This is a genomic window from Halomonas sp. SpR1, assembly GCF_031010175.1.
Taxonomy (GTDB): Bacteria; Pseudomonadota; Gammaproteobacteria; order Pseudomonadales; family Halomonadaceae; genus Vreelandella.
The window spans coordinates 22,039-38,370 of record NZ_JAUAMB010000012.1; the positions used below are offsets into that span (position 1 = coordinate 22,039).

At 53.1% G+C, this 16,332-nt stretch carries 17 protein-coding genes; 13 read left to right on the top strand and 4 right to left on the bottom strand.

Features of this window, described 5'->3' with window-relative positions; all coding sequences use genetic code 11:
* Window positions 1-2: 2 nt before the first annotated feature.
* Genes QT231_RS10655 through fliF form a run of 3 tightly spaced genes read right to left on the bottom strand, consistent with a single transcriptional unit; the run spans window position 3 to window position 3,541 of the window.
* Complete coding sequence (locus tag QT231_RS10655; protein ID WP_308336880.1) at window positions 3-776, bottom strand: flagellar assembly protein FliH; 774 nt, start codon at window positions 774-776, stop codon at window positions 3-5.
* Window positions 769-1,776: a flagellar motor switch protein FliG gene (gene fliG, locus QT231_RS10660; RefSeq protein ID WP_088702004.1), complete on the bottom strand. Its 1,008-nt coding sequence runs from the start codon at window positions 1,774-1,776 to the stop codon at window positions 769-771. Before fliG ends, QT231_RS10655 begins: the two co-directional genes overlap by 8 nt.
* The gene (fliF, locus tag QT231_RS10665; RefSeq protein WP_308336881.1) at window positions 1,769-3,541 is read right to left on the bottom strand and encodes a flagellar basal-body MS-ring/collar protein FliF; all 1,773 of its coding nucleotides are present in this window, start codon (window positions 3,539-3,541) and stop codon (window positions 1,769-1,771) included. The genes fliG and fliF overlap by 8 nt, the downstream gene beginning before the upstream one ends.
* A gap of 255 nt (window positions 3,542-3,796) precedes the next feature.
* Between fliF and fliE the strand changes: the two genes are divergently transcribed.
* Window positions 3,797-4,129, top strand: coding sequence for a flagellar hook-basal body complex protein FliE (fliE, locus tag QT231_RS10670; RefSeq protein ID WP_308336882.1), 333 nt, complete (start codon window positions 3,797-3,799; stop codon window positions 4,127-4,129).
* Between the two features lie 11 nt (window positions 4,130-4,140).
* Here the strand turns inward: fliE and QT231_RS10675 are convergent, their stop codons facing one another.
* Window positions 4,141-4,506, bottom strand: a complete 366-nt coding sequence (locus tag QT231_RS10675; protein ID WP_308336883.1) for a flagellar protein FlaG — start codon at window positions 4,504-4,506, stop codon at window positions 4,141-4,143.
* 327 nt (window positions 4,507-4,833) lie between these two features.
* Between QT231_RS10675 and QT231_RS10680 the strand changes: the two genes are divergently transcribed.
* From QT231_RS10680 to QT231_RS10735, 12 genes are all read left to right on the top strand, one after another.
* Window positions 4,834-6,522, top strand: coding sequence for an HD domain-containing phosphohydrolase (locus QT231_RS10680; protein WP_308336884.1), 1,689 nt, complete (start codon window positions 4,834-4,836; stop codon window positions 6,520-6,522).
* 202 nt (window positions 6,523-6,724) lie between these two features.
* The gene (gene fliS, locus QT231_RS10685) at window positions 6,725-7,141 is read left to right on the top strand and encodes a flagellar export chaperone FliS (protein WP_308336885.1); all 417 of its coding nucleotides are present in this window, start codon (window positions 6,725-6,727) and stop codon (window positions 7,139-7,141) included.
* Window positions 7,142-7,148: 7 nt separating this feature from the next.
* The gene (gene fliT, locus QT231_RS10690) at window positions 7,149-7,559 is read left to right on the top strand and encodes a flagellar protein FliT (RefSeq protein ID WP_308336886.1); all 411 of its coding nucleotides are present in this window, start codon (window positions 7,149-7,151) and stop codon (window positions 7,557-7,559) included.
* A complete protein-coding gene (locus QT231_RS10695; protein ID WP_308336887.1) occupies window positions 7,556-8,971 on the top strand; it encodes a flagellar hook-length control protein FliK in 1,416 nt (471 codons plus the stop codon). Before fliT ends, QT231_RS10695 begins: the two co-directional genes overlap by 4 nt.
* On the top strand, window positions 8,955-9,248 hold the full coding sequence (locus QT231_RS10700; RefSeq protein WP_308336888.1) for an EscU/YscU/HrcU family type III secretion system export apparatus switch protein: 294 nt from the start codon (window positions 8,955-8,957) through the stop codon (window positions 9,246-9,248). The genes QT231_RS10695 and QT231_RS10700 overlap by 17 nt, the downstream gene beginning before the upstream one ends.
* Window positions 9,249-9,354: 106 nt before the next feature.
* On the top strand, window positions 9,355-9,687 hold the full coding sequence (gene flhD, locus QT231_RS10705) for a flagellar transcriptional regulator FlhD (RefSeq protein WP_226250540.1): 333 nt from the start codon (window positions 9,355-9,357) through the stop codon (window positions 9,685-9,687).
* Window positions 9,684-10,226: a flagellar transcriptional regulator FlhC gene (flhC, locus tag QT231_RS10710; RefSeq protein WP_308336889.1), complete on the top strand. Its 543-nt coding sequence runs from the start codon at window positions 9,684-9,686 to the stop codon at window positions 10,224-10,226. Before flhD ends, flhC begins: the two co-directional genes overlap by 4 nt.
* Window positions 10,227-10,480: 254 nt before the next feature.
* Window positions 10,481-11,350, top strand: coding sequence for a flagellar motor stator protein MotA (motA, locus tag QT231_RS10715; protein WP_308336890.1), 870 nt, complete (start codon window positions 10,481-10,483; stop codon window positions 11,348-11,350).
* Entirely contained in the window at window positions 11,347-12,294 is a 948-nt protein-coding gene (gene motB, locus QT231_RS10720) for a flagellar motor protein MotB (protein ID WP_308336891.1), read from the top strand. The genes motA and motB overlap by 4 nt, the downstream gene beginning before the upstream one ends.
* Window positions 12,295-12,347: 53 nt before the next feature.
* Window positions 12,348-14,429, top strand: a complete 2,082-nt coding sequence (gene cheA / locus QT231_RS10725; RefSeq protein ID WP_308336892.1) for a chemotaxis protein CheA — start codon at window positions 12,348-12,350, stop codon at window positions 14,427-14,429.
* Window positions 14,426-14,923, top strand: coding sequence for a chemotaxis protein CheW (cheW, locus tag QT231_RS10730; protein ID WP_088702016.1), 498 nt, complete (start codon window positions 14,426-14,428; stop codon window positions 14,921-14,923). Before cheA ends, cheW begins: the two co-directional genes overlap by 4 nt.
* Before the next feature lie 133 nt (window positions 14,924-15,056).
* Window positions 15,057-16,328 carry a methyl-accepting chemotaxis protein gene (locus QT231_RS10735; protein ID WP_308336893.1) on the top strand — a complete coding sequence of 424 codons (1,272 nt, stop codon included), beginning with the start codon at window positions 15,057-15,059 and terminating at the stop codon, window positions 16,326-16,328.
* Window positions 16,329-16,332 lie beyond the last annotated feature (4 nt).

The window sequence follows — 16,332 nt, forward strand, 5'->3', positions numbered from 1 at the left end:
GCCTACGATGAAGGAACGTTAGAGGAGGGTGGGGAATTGAGGCCGCGTTTGCGCGATTGGGCTTGGATGGCATGCCAACGGCTTTCAAAGGTAGCGTCAATTTCACCCTGGGCACTGGTTACCCGACAGCCGCCACGGGCAAGCTGGTCATCGGGCTGCAGTTTCCAATTGGCGGCCCGGAGCTCATTGCCTAAGTGCTCTTCTACTAGAGCGTGATCATCGGGGTTGAGCCAAAGCCGCTGCTGGCCTACCAGGGGGGGCTCGGTGTGCAGCAGCTCGCGAACAGTGGTCAAAATCTGCTCGGGTGTATCCCGTAAGGCATCGCTTGCAAGCTGTTTGCCGGTGGCGAGTGCTAACTCGACCAGATCGTAGGCGATAGTGTCATCAAGGCGTTCAAGGGCGTCCGCAAACTGTTTACCCAGCGTTTCCAGCGGCCCAACGGTTTTGCGAATCTGTGCTTCTAGCTCAGTTTTTGCCTGTTCGGCAGCTTCCTCTAAACCCTTTTCAAGACCTTCTTTGTAGCCCTGTTCAAAGCCAGCGTCATACCCCTCTTTTTCGGCTTGCTGGCGAATACGTTCGTAAAGCGCCTGGCGTTCACTCTCTTCACGCTGGCGTGCCTGCTCGGCCGCTTTCTGCGCCGCCTGGACTTTGCGCTGGTGAGCTGTTGGCACCTCGCCACCAGGGGCGTGGCTGCTCTTCGTGGTTGCCAGCTCATCCATTTGCCAGCGGCGCCAATCCCCATGGCGATCAAATTTAGGCGAGTGAGTATTAGACATACTCGTCGTCTCCGCCAGCCAGAACGATTTCCCCTGAATCGGCTAAACGCCGCACGACCTGCAAGATAGTTTTCTGCTCTGTTTCAACTTGAGAGACGCGGATAGGGCCCCGGGCTTCCATATCTTCGCGAACTAAATCGGCAGCGCGCTGTGACATGTTGCGCAGGAATTTGTCGACCAAGGCGTCCTGAGCCCCTTTGAGTGCCACCACCAGCGAGTTGGTATCGACTTCCTGTAGCACCATTTGAATAGCGCGGTTGTCGAGATCCAGCAGGTTCTCGAACAGGAACATTTCGTCGATAATCTTCTGGGCCAGATCTTCGCTGTGCGCACGCACGGTTTCGATAGCGGTCTCTTCCTGAGAGGAGTTCATCAAGTTGAGAATCTCTGCAGCTGTTCTTACGCCGCCCATTTTGCTGCGCTTGAGGTTCTGACCATCCAGCATGCTGGTAAGTACTTCGGTCAGTTCTTGTAACGCCGCGGGCTGAACACCGCTAAAGGTGGCGATACGTAGCACCACGTCATTGCGCAATTTTTCTTCAAACAGCTCCAGAATATCTGATGCTTGATGGCGATCCAGGTGAACCAGGATCGTCGCAATAATCTGCGGGTGCTCGTCGCGGATTAGCTCGGAGACCATGGACGCTTCCATGAGATTGAGCGCGTCGATACCTGAGTTACTGCCTGTGGTCTCCAGAATATCTTCAATTAAGCTAGTTGCGCGCTCGCTACCCAGTGCTTTGGTCAGCACCGAGCGGATATGATCGCTGGAGTTTAGATTCAGCGCGACAAACTCTTCAGTCTCTTTATGGAAAGCTTCAAGCACTGCTTTCATTTCTTCGTGTGAGACCTGATTAAGCTTGGCCATCTCCATACTAATTTCTTGCACCTCGGCAGCACCGAGATACTTAAACACCTCTGCGGCACTGTCTTCATCGAGTGCAAGTAATAAGACAGCGCTCTTACGTGCTCCGCTCATTTCAGCAATTGAACTACTCATTGGCATTCATCCAGCTACGAATGATCATCGCGACCATGCGGGGATCTTCCTGCGCCATTTCACGCAGGTCGTTGAGGTTATGCTCATAGAGTGAGGTTTTACGCCGACGCTTGGGCTTGGCGTAGGTCTCATCAGTCTCGTCTGACGACTCTAACCCTTCGTCGTCGTCTTCCTCACCTACGCTAGCAGATAGCGTGCCGCCAGGCGTTGCGGTCGCCATCACCGGTGGCTGGGTGTAACGCTTGATTAACGGGCGCAAAATCAACAGGTAAAGCAATAAAATCGCTAGCGCAACCAATAGGTAGCGACCCACCTTGCCAGCAAGTGAAAGAATGCTGGGGTCTTTCCACCAATCAACCTCTACGGTTTCCTCAACACTGCGCGCGAAGGGAGAGTTGACGACTTCAACTTCATCGCCGCGCAGTTGTGAGAAGCCCATTGCTTGACGAACCAGGCGCTCAATTTGAGCCACTTCGTTGTCTGTTAGGGCAACCTCGACGGGTTCGCCCTCATCGTTGATTTCTGTGCGGTAGTTCACGACGACTGCCGCAGAGAGCCGCTCTATTTGGCCGAGCCGGTGCTGGACGTGCTCAATACTGCGATCAACTTCGTAGTTGATAACGTCGTCTTGGCGCAAGTTACGCAACGCTTCTGGGGGCACGTCTTCTTCTTGGTCGCCTTCTTCCTCGCCTTCCTGTTGGTTGATAGGGGAGGGCATGATGCCTGGCGGTGTATTGGTGAGTGCGCCTGGGATGCCTGTGGCCAGAGGGTCTTCGCCATCAAAAGCAAGGCTTAGCTGACGGCTACGCACGGCTGCTTCGTTGGGCGGTTGATTGGGCCCGTAGCGCTCAGAGGTTTGCTCGCGTCGCGAGAAATCTATTTGCGCTGCAACCTGGGCGCGTACATTATCGCGCCCCAGAATGGGCGTTAGAATATGCTCGATACGCTGCTGGTAAGAGCGTTCAACCTCGGCAATATACTCAAGCTGTGATCCATCCAGGTCGTTTCCATTGCTTGTCTCGGCAGACAGCAATCGACCATCCTGATTAACCACGGTGACATCTTCAGCGGCAAGCTCCGGCACGCTACCCGAAACCATGTGGACAATCGCGCTGACTTGGCCTTCTCCCAGGATGCGGCCAGGTAAAAGGGTTAGAACAACGGATGCTTTCGCTGGCTCACGATCACGAATAAAAACTGATGGCTTGGCCATGGATAAGTGAACTCTTACAGTCTTCACTGGCCCCAGTGATTCGATGGAGCGGGCAAGCTCGCCTTCCAGGCCACGCTGATAATTAATCTGCTCAGCAAACTGACTAATCCCAAACGCCTGGCTATCCATTAATTCCAGACCAAGATTGCCGCCGCGGGGAAGACCCTGTTCTGCAAGCTGTAGGCGTAGCGTATGGACTTGGTCGCTAGGAACCATTAACGCCTGTCCACCTTCACTGAACCGGTAGGGAATACCACGCGTGTCGAGCTCATTGATGATGCTGCCACCATCAGCTTCGCTCAGGTTGCTGTAAAGCACGCGGTACTCAGGGCTGCTGGCCCACATAAAGAGAGCCGCCACAATAGCAATTGAGGCGGCACCAGCAATAAGCAGTGCGACGAGTGGATTGCCACGCAACTGATTCAGCGTTCGCTCAAAAGCCGAGCCGCTGGCGGTATCGCGTTCGCTATTTCCACTACCTGTACTTCCACTGCGGGGAGCGGCTTGATTCGTACTGTTTTGACGGCCTGCCGTTGCACCAGTTTCGCTCATGCGACCCTCCAAAGGGGCAAGCAAAACTGGCGTCGGCCCAGGCGCATCACCAAAGAAGGCATAGGCTATATCCGTCAATCGCGGTTATCCGCCTAAAAGATGAGGCGGAATTGTGATGACGGCCATTATCCGGTGGCTAGTCGAGCCTAAAGGAAAGATAAGATCCGCTTTTTATGCGCATTTGTCCGTATGAGGTGGGTTGCTTTGGTGTTAGGCTTTTTGCATTAGATCTTTTTTGCGAATTGAGGTGAGCGTATGAGTACTCCCGCAATACAGGCTGCGTTACAACAGATGCAAGGCATGGCGAGCCAGGCGGCATCCACGCAGCCCCTTAGTGGTGCTCAGGCGTCAGCCGCTGTTGGGCAAGGAGGGTTTGGCGGCGAGCTGCAGGCCTCGATTCAGCGTATAAATCGGCTTCAGCAAACGGCTAATAGCCAGGCGATGGCCTTTCAGGCAGGTGATCCCAATTTGCAGCTCAATGACGTGATGGTCGATATGCAGAAGGCTAGCGTTGCGTTTCAAATGGGGCTTCAGGTTCGCAACCGCTTAGTTTCTGCATATCGTGATGTTATGAACATGCAGGTTTAGACCTTTCGGCCTTAAGCCTCAATGGAAATGATTCGCCCGTTCATTTCTTCTAGTCGCTCGGCAATGGCGAGTACTTCTTCTGCTGGTATCTGGCGTATGACCTCTCCAGACTCCCTGTCTATAACCCGCGTAATCACGCGTGAGGTCTCTTCGCTCAATTCGAATTCTAAACCATGTGGGCGCATTATCTCGTTAATGCGCTGAATGGGTTGTACGAGTTCGTTAGCAGAGGTTTCCTGCTTGGTGGTTTCTGCGCTTTTAAGCTGAGTGTTCGTTGGCGCTAACTGAGCCAGGGTGTTTTCTAGCCGCTGACGTGGGTTTAGGTGGGTTAGGGCCGATGACAGCGTTGGTATTACTTCGGTGGGTAGTGAGCTCATGGGGCACGTTCCTTTGTAAAGTCAGCTTTGGCAGCCAGTTAGTGGTGCAATAGCGTGAAGCGGCAGCCATAGCTCGAGTTTTTACTAATTTATGTGAGTATTTCTACACTAGTATCGGCAGAAGGCAGGAAAACTTTACGCTAACTAGTGTTGTGTTTGTTTTTTTATTGATAGCGCTGACTATAAACCTCCTGTCCTAGCATGCTATAGCCCGCCTAATAAGCATGAGAATGGTGCCTTTTTGTGCATACGCCGCGCTGTTGGCATCTGATATGCTTCTCCGCTTTGCGGTGAACTAATTAACGCATAAGAGTAAGTGAGGCGAGAATGGCGGCGCAGCAGGATGAGTTTGAAACAATAGCAAGCACAACAGTGATCGAGTCTCTGCTGAATACCTTGATCGAGACAGGCGGTGTGTCACTCTGCCTTGCCGCGACGGGTGCTCGCCCAGAGCCTATAGTGTTGATGGAGCAGCACCTGGGGCAAGCCTTGGTGATGGATCTCTCATCGATTGATTATTTACTTCAGCACCTTCAGGGCGGGGCTGCTTTCTATTTGCGCGGGCAGGCGCAGGGTAAAGTGATCCAGACGCCGCTACTGCACCTGACGGAAACGCGCCAGGCTGGGGGGCGCTTTTTATGTTGTAGTGATTATCCTGCATCGTTGGACGTGCTGCAGCGTCGTGAGTCCTTTCGCGCTGAGCTGCGCATGGGGATGGTGGTGTCGGCAGGTTTGTATGGTGGTGATGCTGAGATAGAGGGTGAGCTGCGGGATTTATCCCAAGACGGCTGCCAGCTTGAATTGCCATTGGCGGCCAGCGGTCTGTTGGCCGAGGCTGCTAATCCCCTGAAGTTGGCGTTTACCTTTCCTGACGGTACCTATTTTGAAGTGCTTGGAGAAGCTCGCCATCAAAAGACAGATGCTGAGCGACACTTGCTCCGTGTTGGTTTCAACTTCGTTGAGTGCAGTGCGGAGCAAGAGCGGCAAATTTGGTATTTCGTATGTGAAATAGAGCGCGAAGCGGCTCGCTATAAAAAAGAGGAGCAGAGTGAGCGCCAGCCCTCTCCGCTGTTCGCCCTGGCAAGCAAGCGATCAGGTGCCGGAGAATTGCTTGGGCGTCGTGACCTCAGGCGCTACGCTACTCCTATGGCGCGCCGGCTGGTAAAAGTCGCTGCCTACTTGGATGCGCAATTACTGGCATTACAGCAAGGTAGCGATATCGATGGGCGCCAACTCTCCCGCTATGCTGATCGCATATTAGATCTTCATGAAGAGGATCGTGAAGCACTACTATTCGCATCACGCTGCTTATCTCCAGAGCCTTTAATCGTGCGCCACGGGATTGCCGTGGCTATTCATTTGCTCGACTTTGTGGGTGCCAGCATGCCCCGCGAGCTGCGCAAGGCGATAGTGGCCAGCGGTCTTATACATGATCTTGGTAAAGCGCTGGTTCCACAGGTTTTGTTCAAAGCGCCGCACTTTGAAGCGAGTCATCGAAAAGCGATCAGTGAGCATGTTCAATTGCTGCTTGATCGTTTGCATGGCTGTCAGTGGCTGTCGGCAGGTGTGGCTCAGGCGGTCATTGGCGGGATTAATGAGCGTATGGATGGTAGCGGGTATCCAGGCGGATTGAGTGGGGCTGACCTCAGTGAGTTGGCAAAAGCGAGTGCCGTTGTCGACGTAGTAGAGGCAATGCGTCGCGACCGTACAGATAGGTCGGCTAAGACAGTGCAGCAAATTTATCGTCATTTATTGCAGCACCCACATCACTTTGATATGCGCTGGATTAAGCGCTACATCGACCATTTTAAGGGTCTGCCAGTGGGCTCGCTAGCGCGCTTTTCCAGTCAGCAGCAGGGTTGGATATTACGCATTGATGCTAAAGGCAACCCCACAGAGGTATTGCTCGCGCCACAGGTTGAGCCGCCCATGCGTGACAATGTGGGGGTGGTTGTGCGGAATAATATTACTGAGCGGCTTGGTCGAACGGTAGGTGAGATCGCCGTGTCTACCTGAGGGAGATGGCGAGGCGGTAGTGAGCGATAAGTGTTAGTTGTTGTCATAGCAATGCTGAAAAAAGCGCTGTGGGCCGTTAAAGTCGCCTAGATCCGCGCCGATAGTTACTTATAGTGCCGTACGTAGTTTATTTTTGTCTTTTAATATCCGTGGTTTCTCACTATCTAAAGTGGGCATAAAACCACGCACAGGAGTTCCGCTTATGACTTACTCTCGCGGTGGCGCCGCCTATGGGCGGGGAGCTAACGCTTATGCGCGTGTCGGCGTAGAAAGCGGAGTGATGTCGGCAGATCCACATCAGCTTATCGTCATGTTGTTTGACGGTGCCCAGGCCGCTATTCGTGCTGCGCGTATTCATATTCAGGCGGGCAATACAGCCGAGAAAGGGAAGTCGATATCGAAAGCGTTGGATATCGTTAATAACGGCCTTGCCGCCGCCCTTGATCAAGAGAAAGGTGGCGAAATTGCCGAGCGTTTAGCATCACTTTATGACTATATCGCTCGCCTGCTGTTGGCAGCGAATCTGCGTAATGATGAAGAGAGCTTAAACCAGGCCGAGCGCCTTCTCGAAGATATCGCCTCGGCCTGGCGTGATATCGGTCAACAGCAGAGCGCGTGAGGCAATAATGTCAGCATCTACATCTGCTCATGATAAAAATGCTCAACAGGCGTTGCTCGCTAGCTATGAAACGCTATTGAGCCGCGTTGAATATATGCATGAACTTGCCAATGCCGAGCAGTGGGCAGAGCTGATCGATCAGCGTACAAGCTATGTGGTGCTGGTGGAGCAGCTGCGTGAGCTGGATACTAACGTTGAGCTTGATGCGTCTGCCCAGCAGCGGAAAGCAGAGCTACTAGAGCGCATTCTTGAGCATGATGTGGAGATTCGGCGTCGGTTGGTGTCGCGTCGTGATGAATTGGGCAAGCTAATTGAAGTGTCTCAGCGTCAGCGAGACTTGCACCGCGCTTATGCGCCCCAGCAAGGCCCTGCGGTAGCCTACGAAGCGGATGATCCTAACTCCACGAGGTCATCGTGAGCGGTATCACTCCTCTTATTGATACGCTCTTGCATCAGGTGCTAGGGCGGCAAGGGGAGCTGTCGTTGCAGCGGGCGCTGGATCAACCCGTAAAGCCTATTCACCCAGGTCAAGGGCCGCGGGCAGTGATGGGCGATGCTAATTTGGATGGGCGGGCTACGACGTCACCGTTAAGCGATTTAAAACGGTTGCCACTTCCCGCCGATGGAGGGCGAACATTACCCCGCGGTGAAGTGCCGCCCTCTCCGCAGGGATCTACGCAGACACATTTTAGTCCTGCTGCGAGGACGATCGCCGATGTTTTGCTGCGTTTCCCCGCACCTCCTTCAGTAATGCGGCCAGAAGCGCCTCTTATTACCAGTCAGGAAACCCCAACGGCGAGTGCAGTAGCAACGCGCTTAGAGGCCAGTATTCGCGATAGTGGTTTATTTTATGAGTCGCACCTAAAGCGCTGGTTTCAGGGGGAAGGAACCCGCCAGCAGCTAATGAACCAACCGCAGATGCAGCCTGGCCCTCGCTCACTTGCTTCGCTTTTACCGATAAGCTTGAGTGGAGCCCCCCCAGCGTCGGCATCCTCCACCGCGGCGCCTCAAGCTACAGCACCTCAAGCTGCAGCACCTTCAGCTACAGCATCCTCAGTTGGGGTGTCTCCAACTGCCCCATCTGCTGGCCCCCCAGCGGGGCTGGCGTCTGCGCCGCTGGCGCCTTTGGCAGCTCCGCTAGTGGGGCAGGGGGGGATGTCTATTTTACCTAATGTACCGCTAATACCTGTTACTCATGAGCAAGGTTTAACTGCTCGCTTGGCGGGTGCGCCTCATTCATTAGCAACTGGCTCGACGGCTACTCAGGCTCCTGCTGTGGCTTCGCAGGTATCGTCCAGCCCCGCCCAGGCTGGTTCTGCTGCAACACCTGCCGAGGTACGAGACGGTCATCAGGCAAGAGCAGAGTTAAGCCAAGCTCGGGAGGTCGCAGAGCTGATGGCCAATCGCCCCGCTCGCGAGGTCGTCCACGAAAGCTTGCAGAGTCTGGTACGCCAGCAGCTTGAAATGCTGGTGATGCCGACTATCCGCTGGGAAGGCGATGTCTGGGCAGGCATTTTTATGGCCTTGGTCATCAACCTGCCTGCCCGAGAGGAAGGGGGGGAGGGCAAGCAGCAAGAGGGCGAGCAGGATGGTGGGTGGCGCTCTGATATGCAGCTAGATGTTCCCAACTTGGGAGCGTTCAATGCCTCCCTTTGGCTTTATCGAAACGTGCTGAGTATCGATTTCACCACTGACAGCACAGAGGTTTATCAACGTATCGATGCCGGATTGCCGGCATTAGAGAAGCGGCTAAGCGCCTTGGATTTGCAAAATGTGCAGCTTCGCGCACGCCATATCGAAGCGGAGGCAGCCTATGGCAACGCCGGGTGAACGCCGCCGCCAAGCCGTTGCCTTGGCTTATCAGGAGGACGATCGTGCGCCTCGTGTGGTGGCGAAAGGCTATGGGGACTTGGCCGAGCGTATTATGGCTGAAGCTCATCGCCAGGGTATTTATGTGCATGACGCCCCCGAGCTGGTAGCGCTTTTAATGCAACTGGATTTGGATGCAGAAATCCCTCCAGGTCTTTATCAGATCGTCGCAGAACTCCTGGTATGGGTGTTCGAATTATCAGAAGAAGGGCTAAGTCATCGTGAAATGCCTGAGTAGCCAATTACAGACATTGTGTGTAACCATGAGGTTCGGTAATAAAAAGTCATTAACGGCGCCAGTATAATGGTCACAACATCGCGCCTGAGTCGTTCAATGGGACATCATGAGTCAAACCAACTTTCTCGATGAAATTCAGGAAATAAATTTAGCTTATTTGCTTCTAGCGCAGCGCTTGCTTGATGAAGATCGTGAGGCTGCTATGTTTCGATTAAAAATAGATAGCGATGTCGCTGATCTGATTGTGTCGCTTAGCGCGCGCCAACTGACCAAGCTGGCGCGAACCAGTCAGCTGCTGTGCCGGTTTAGTCAAATGAGTGCTGAGCGGCTTCGTCAGCTCACTGATAATCCGCGCGATCAGGGGCTGGCAGGCTTACATGCCTCGTTGTTATTGGCTGGAGAAACATTTGAGCCAATGCCTTCGGAGGACACAAAATGAGCCAGAAAAGCTTGATCGATGAAATGCACCAAGTGCAGTTGGCAATCGAATTGATTGAGCTTGGGGCACGGCTGCAGGTGTTGGAAACAGAAACCGAATTGAGCCGTACGCGTTTGATCAAGCTTTATAAGGAAGTGCGTGGTATGTCTCCCCCAAAGGGGATGCTGCCTTTTTCCACTGATTGGTTTATTACCTGGCTTCCCAATGTTCATTCGTCACTGTTTTACAATATTTACTTAAGTCTGAAAGGGGCGGCAGGTTGTGATCGAATCGATGCCTTCGTCAAAGCGTATCGGCTCTATGACGAACAAATGTCGCTGGAGAAGGTGGAGCCGGTTCTTGGGCTTACCCGTGCCTGGACGCTAATACGTTTTTTCGAGAGTGATTTACTCCAGCTTAATCAATGCACACGCTGCGGCGGGAAGTTTGTGGCGCATGCCCATAGCCCCGCCCAGCACTACGTTTGCGGCATATGTCAGCCACCTTCACGGGCGGGGAAAACACGCAAAGCACAGCAAGAGAATAGTGAAAAAATGTAACAACCTCATCGGCCTCGCCACCAATAGAAAGAATTAGGGTATAAGACGTAGTGATGAGTGCTTGGTCATAAATTATGAGCGTACCGGCGTAGATAGCTACAAAAGTTAGCGATACTTTTTAATTAGACAACAGCTTAGCCCTAGTATGATTGGGCGTAAGTTATGCTTGGGATGGAACATCTCTTAAACATCAGAACAGGTGGCTAAGTTTTGGTTCCCTTACATTAATACTGAATACCGCAAGGACTCTGCTTGTGCTGATACCTCTAGGCTATGTAATCGTATTGCTGTCTGTCTTTGGTGGCTATGTGCTGGCGGGTGGCAGCTTAGGCCCCCTGTACCAACCTCTTGAACTCCTCATCATTGGTGGGGCTGGCGTTGGTGCATTTATCGCAGCGAACAACGGCAAGGCGATTAAAGCCACATTTAAAATTCTGCCCCGGCTCAAGCGCGCAAAAAAATATAACAAAACACTTTATATGGAGCTGATGGCTCTGCAGTTCAAATTACTCTCCAAGATTCGCCGTGAGGGGATGTTAGGCATTGAGCGGGATATTGATAATCCGCAAGAGAGCCCTCTATTCCAGGAGCACCCTACGGTGCTGGCTGATCCGCATATCATGAATTTCCTGACGGATTACCTGCGCTTAATGGTTAGCGGTGGTATGGAGCCTATGGAAATCGATGAGCTGATGTTGCATGAGATTGAAGTCTTTGAGCAGGAGGCCCATGTGCCCATTGATGCCATTGCCAAAGTGGGCGATGCAATGCCTGCTTTCGGTATCGTGGCGGCGGTGATGGGGGTTGTTAAAACACTGACCTATGCCGACGCCTCACCGACCCAGATGGGCGAGATGATTGCTCACGCGCTAGTGGGCACCTTCCTGGGTATTTTGCTGGGCTATGGTTTTGTCAGCCCCCTTGCAAGCTACATTGACCGGCAGGCTAAAGAAGCTGAAAAAATGCTCCAGTGTATTCGCATCACGCTGCTGGCCAGTTTGCATGGTTATGCGCCGCAGTTGGCCGTTGAGTTTGGCCGCAAGGCACTATTTACTGCAGAGCGCCCAAGCTTTATCGAGCTTGAAGAGTACGTGAGGGATGCAAAAAAGGCCGGTAGCGCATGAGTAAGGGTGGTGACAAGCGTCCGATTGTCATTCGGCGCAAAAAAGTCGTCCATGCCCATCACGGTGGCGCTTGGAAAATTGCCCTAGCGGATTTTATGACCGCTCTAATGGCTTTCTTTTTAGTGTTGTGGATTTTAAGTATAGCCAGTGAAGAAGAGCGACGGGGCGTAGCAGAGTATTTTAGCACTCCTCTCGTCAATGCCGTCACCGGTGGTGAACGCGCTGGCAGTACCAGTGCGATTCCAGGCGGCGGACCGGACCCAACCCATAGCGATGGGGAGCGGGCACGCATTGATAGCTCTCAGCGCACCCGCCCAAGCATGCAGGAGCGAAACTTCTTCAGGAATTTACAAGCGCGTATTGAGCGAGCCATTGAGCGAGATCCCGAGCTACGTCAGTTGCGCAGTCAGATGCGTTTTGACTTGACTCGCGAAGGGCTGCGTATACAGCTGCTGGATACCGATCAGCGACCCATGTTTGAGTTAGGTAGCGATCAAGTCGCCCCCTATATGCGTAGCCTGCTACGCACTATTGCGCCGTTGTTAAACGAGCTTCCCAACGAGCTAAGTATCAGTGGGCATACCGATAGCGTTCCCTATGCGGGTGGCTATCGCGGCTACAGTAACTGGGAGCTTTCCAACGACCGCGCTAACGCATCGCGTCGCGAGCTTATTGCGGGTGGCTTTGATCCAGATCAATTACTACGCGTATCGGGCTTTGCGGATCGCGTGCTGTTGCCCGAGACTGAGCCAACCAATCCGATCAACCGACGCATAGAGCTGGTGGTGCTCTTTCCTGAGATTGCTGATGCGATTCGCAATCCCTCGGTAATGGAATCGGGAGCTGCATCACCGGAGGCTTCGATTGAAGCGTTAGAAGCTTCAACCGAAGTGCCAATTGAATCAACACAACAAGACGAGCCTCAGGCGCAAGCGCAAGAGTAACCTGAGCCTGTCATAGGCTTTCACATAAAAGCGACGTTAAGGTGGAGCGGTGCATGGATATAGCGGATTTTTTTGACACCTTTTTTGAAGAGGCTGAAGAGCTGCTGTCGGATATGGAACAGCATTTATTGGAACTGGATGTTGATGATCCAGACAGTGAGCAGCTCAATGCTATTTTCCGTGCCGCCCACTCGATCAAGGGGGGAGCGGGAACCTTTGGTTTTACCGTGCTACAGAAAACCACACATATTTTGGAAAATCTCCTCGATTACGCACGTAAGGGCGAACTGACGCTGCGAGCCGATCTCGTGGATACCTTTTTAGAGGCTAAAGACATCATGCATGAGCAACTCGATGCCTATCGCAGCGAAGAGGAGCCAAATCAAGAGGCATTTGAGCGCATTTGCCAAACGCTGCAACAAATTGCCCTGGATGAAATCGGTCAGCAGTTAGATGGGCCGGCTACTCCAGCTGCTGAGCCAAAAGCTTCACCGGCCCCAAGCGAAAACGACACAGAAGCAAAAAGCAACGAAGAGAAGGTTGCGAATAGCCATCTGTTAGTGGCGCTGCTTAACGTCGCAGAGAAAGACCGTATCTTGCTCGTTGAAGAGTTAGAGCAACTGGGCGAAGTGCAATCCCAGTCCGGCGATGAAAAGCGTTATGAGGTGATCCTTAAAAGCAGCGACAGTGCTGACGATATTGAAGCGGTCATGTGCTTTATTATCGAGCCGGATCAAATTGAAATTTCAACGGTCGAGGGTGCTGTTGATCCCAAGGTGACGACCGAGCCGGCAGCGCCATCGGCACCAGCACCAGAAACAAAATTGGAAGAACCCGCTGCGAAGAAAGCTCCGGCGAAAGAAGCGGCTAAAGAGAAACCCAAAAAAGCCGCCGCTGAGACTTCGTCAATCCGCGTATCTGTCGATAAAGTTGACCAAATTATCAACCTGGTGGGTGAGCTGATCATCACTCAGTCGATGCTCGATCAGACGGTTAGTGATTTAGAAGATCAGTCAGTTGGCAATGCCTCATTGCAGAATGGCATGAGCTTGCTGCAGCGTAACGCACGCGATCTCCAGGAAGCGGTCATGTCGATTCGAATGATCCCCATGGAGTTTGTCTTCAGCCGCTTCCCGCGCGTGGTGCGTGACACCGCGGGTAAGCTGGGCAAAGAGATCGAGCTAATTACCGAAGGCAAGTCAACCGAGCTAGATAAGAGCCTGGTGGAACGGATCACCGACCCATTAACGCACTTGGTGCGTAACAGTCTTGATCACGGTGTAGAAATGCCTGATGTGCGCGAAGCCATTGGTAAGCCGCGTATCGGTAAACTGACCCTCTCGGCACGCCATCAGGGCGGTAATATCCTGATTGAGGTGCGCGATGATGGGGCCGGTATGGATCGTGATCGGCTGCTTGCTAAAGCGCGTGAAAACGGTATTAGCGTATCAGACACCATGTCAGATGAAGAGGTCTTCCAGCTCATTTTTGCCCCCGGTTTCTCAACCGCTAAAGAAGTTACCGACGTATCCGGTCGTGGCGTGGGCATGGATGTGGTTAAGCGAAATATCCAGAGCATGGGCGGTCGTGTTGAAATTCAGTCGAAGCTGGGCGAGGGCACCAACACCCGTATCGTTTTACCGCTGACGCTGGCGATTTTGGACGGTATGTCGATTAAAGTCGGTAGCGAGACGTTTATTCTGCCGCTTTCCACTGTGCTTGAGTCGCTTCAGCCCTCTAAAGACGATATGTACGCCATGGCCGGTGACGACGTGGTGATCAAAGTGCGCGACGAATATCTGCCCGTGATCGCCATTCACGAAGTACTGAATGTCGAGGATGCGATTACCGATCCCACCAAAAGCATCGCTGTCATTGTGCAGGGCGAAGGTCGCCGTTACGCCATGTTGGTTGATGAGTTGATTGGGCAGCAGCAGGTTGTGGTCAAAAACCTGGAAGACAATTACCGCAAAGTACCTGGGATCTCAGCCGCGACTATTTTAGGCGACGGTAGTGTTGCGTTGATTCTGGATATTACGGGTTTACACCGCCTGAGCCGATATAAAAAAGAGGCAGGCAAAAAAGTAGTAAACAATCAAAACCTTTCATCTTTTAAGGAGGCTGAGCCGTCATGAGCCAAGCCAAAAATGGTGCGGTGCTAGCCGCAGAAGCCGAAAACCGTGAATTCCTGGTGTTCTCATTAGGCGATGAAGAGTACGCCATTGATATTTTGAAAGTGCAGGAGATCCGTGGCTACGAAAACGTAACGCGAATTGCCAATGCGCCAGATTTTATCAAAGGCGTTACCAATCTACGTGGCGTTATCGTACCGATCGTGGATCTGCGCATTAAGTTTCACTTCGATAAGGTCGAATACGGCGGCCAGACAGTGGTGATCGTGGTCAATGTTGCAGACCGGGTGGTCGGCATCGTCGTAGATGGCGTTTCCGACGTGATGACACTGACCCCCGACCAGATTAAACCAGCACCGGAATTTGGCGTCACCCTCTCGTCTGATTTCCTCAGCGGACTGGGCAGTCTAGATGACCGCATGCTGGTACTGGTGGATATTGACAAGTTGCTCACCAGCGACGAAATGGCGCTGGTGGAAAGTACCAGCAACCAGTAGGGCGATCTAAGCGTGGCACAGGGAGTGTGCCTGATCCGTTTCACCTAATGATGCATTCGTGCGCTATGGAAAGTGCTTGCGAGTGATGGTTGTGCGTGGAGAAAAGGGCGTGACACAGCGAATGCGGCAGTTAATGAATAATATGACGGTGCGTTTAAGTTGGGGCTTAGTATTAGCGACCCTTTCGGTACTTGTCTTAATTGCCAGTGGTATCGGCCTTTATGCCCTGCACCATGGTGCAGCAATCGTGCAAGCATCTAATGATATTCAGGCGCAGCAGGCCACTTTTGGCGCTTTTGCCGCGTCGGTTCGCTGGGCGTTACTCGGCGTTGTGGTGATGACAATTGCCACGGTTATCGTGGTTATCTGGGGAGTAACGGCCAATGTGCTACGCCCGTTAGACCGTTTGGTGGGCCATTTTGAGCGCATGGCGCAAGGGGATTTAAGCCAGGCAATCACCTCACCGGGTAACAATGAGATCGGGCGGCTTTATAGCGCCATGGCGCACATGCAGGGCTCTCTCTCGCAAACGGTAGGCACCGTGCGTACCAGCGGCACCTCTATTTATGAGCGGTCACAGCAAATTGCCAGTGGTAATAATGATCTCTCTTCGCGCACGGAACAGCAGGCGACTTCGTTAGAAGAGACGGCTTCCAGTATGGAGCAGCTAGCTTCCACGGTGGGCCATAATGCTGAAAATGCCCGCCAGGCTAGCCAGTTGGCTGGAAGCGCAACTCTAACGGCTCGCCGCAGCGGTGAAGAGGTAGGCGAAATCGTCAGTACCATGCAGGATATCAGCGCAAGCTCTCATCAAGTCGCTGACATTATTACTGTTATCGATAATATTGCCTTCCAGACCAATATCTTAGCGCTGAATGCTTCGGTAGAAGCGGCACGTGCCGGCGAGCACGGCAGGGGCTTTGCCGTGGTGGCACAGGAAGTGCGCAGTTTAGCCAGTCGCAGTGCCGCTGCCGCAAAAGAGATTCGCACGCTGATTGATGCCTCGCTCAGCAAGGTTGATACCGGCACTCAGCGCGTCAACCAGGCCGGTCAAACCATGCAAGACCTGGTGGGTGCCGTTCAACGCGTCAGCGATATTATGGATGAAATCGCCGCGGCTTCTGAACAGCAAAGCAGTGGCATAGGGCAAGTGAACCAGGCCGTGGCGCAAATGGATCAGGTCGTGCAACAGAATGCTCAGCTGGTTCAGCAGGCCGCGCGGAGCGCCAACGAATTAGAAAGTGAAGCGGCTCGGTTACGTGAGGCTGTGGAGCGTTTTCGTGTCACTGAGGCGTCCGTCCAACGCACTCCAGCGCCCGCAGCGCTTATGCCTACGGCAGCGCCAAGCCTCCCCGCGCGACACAAACAGCCAGCGAAAGAGGCAGAGGAGTGGGCGTCGTTTTGATTTG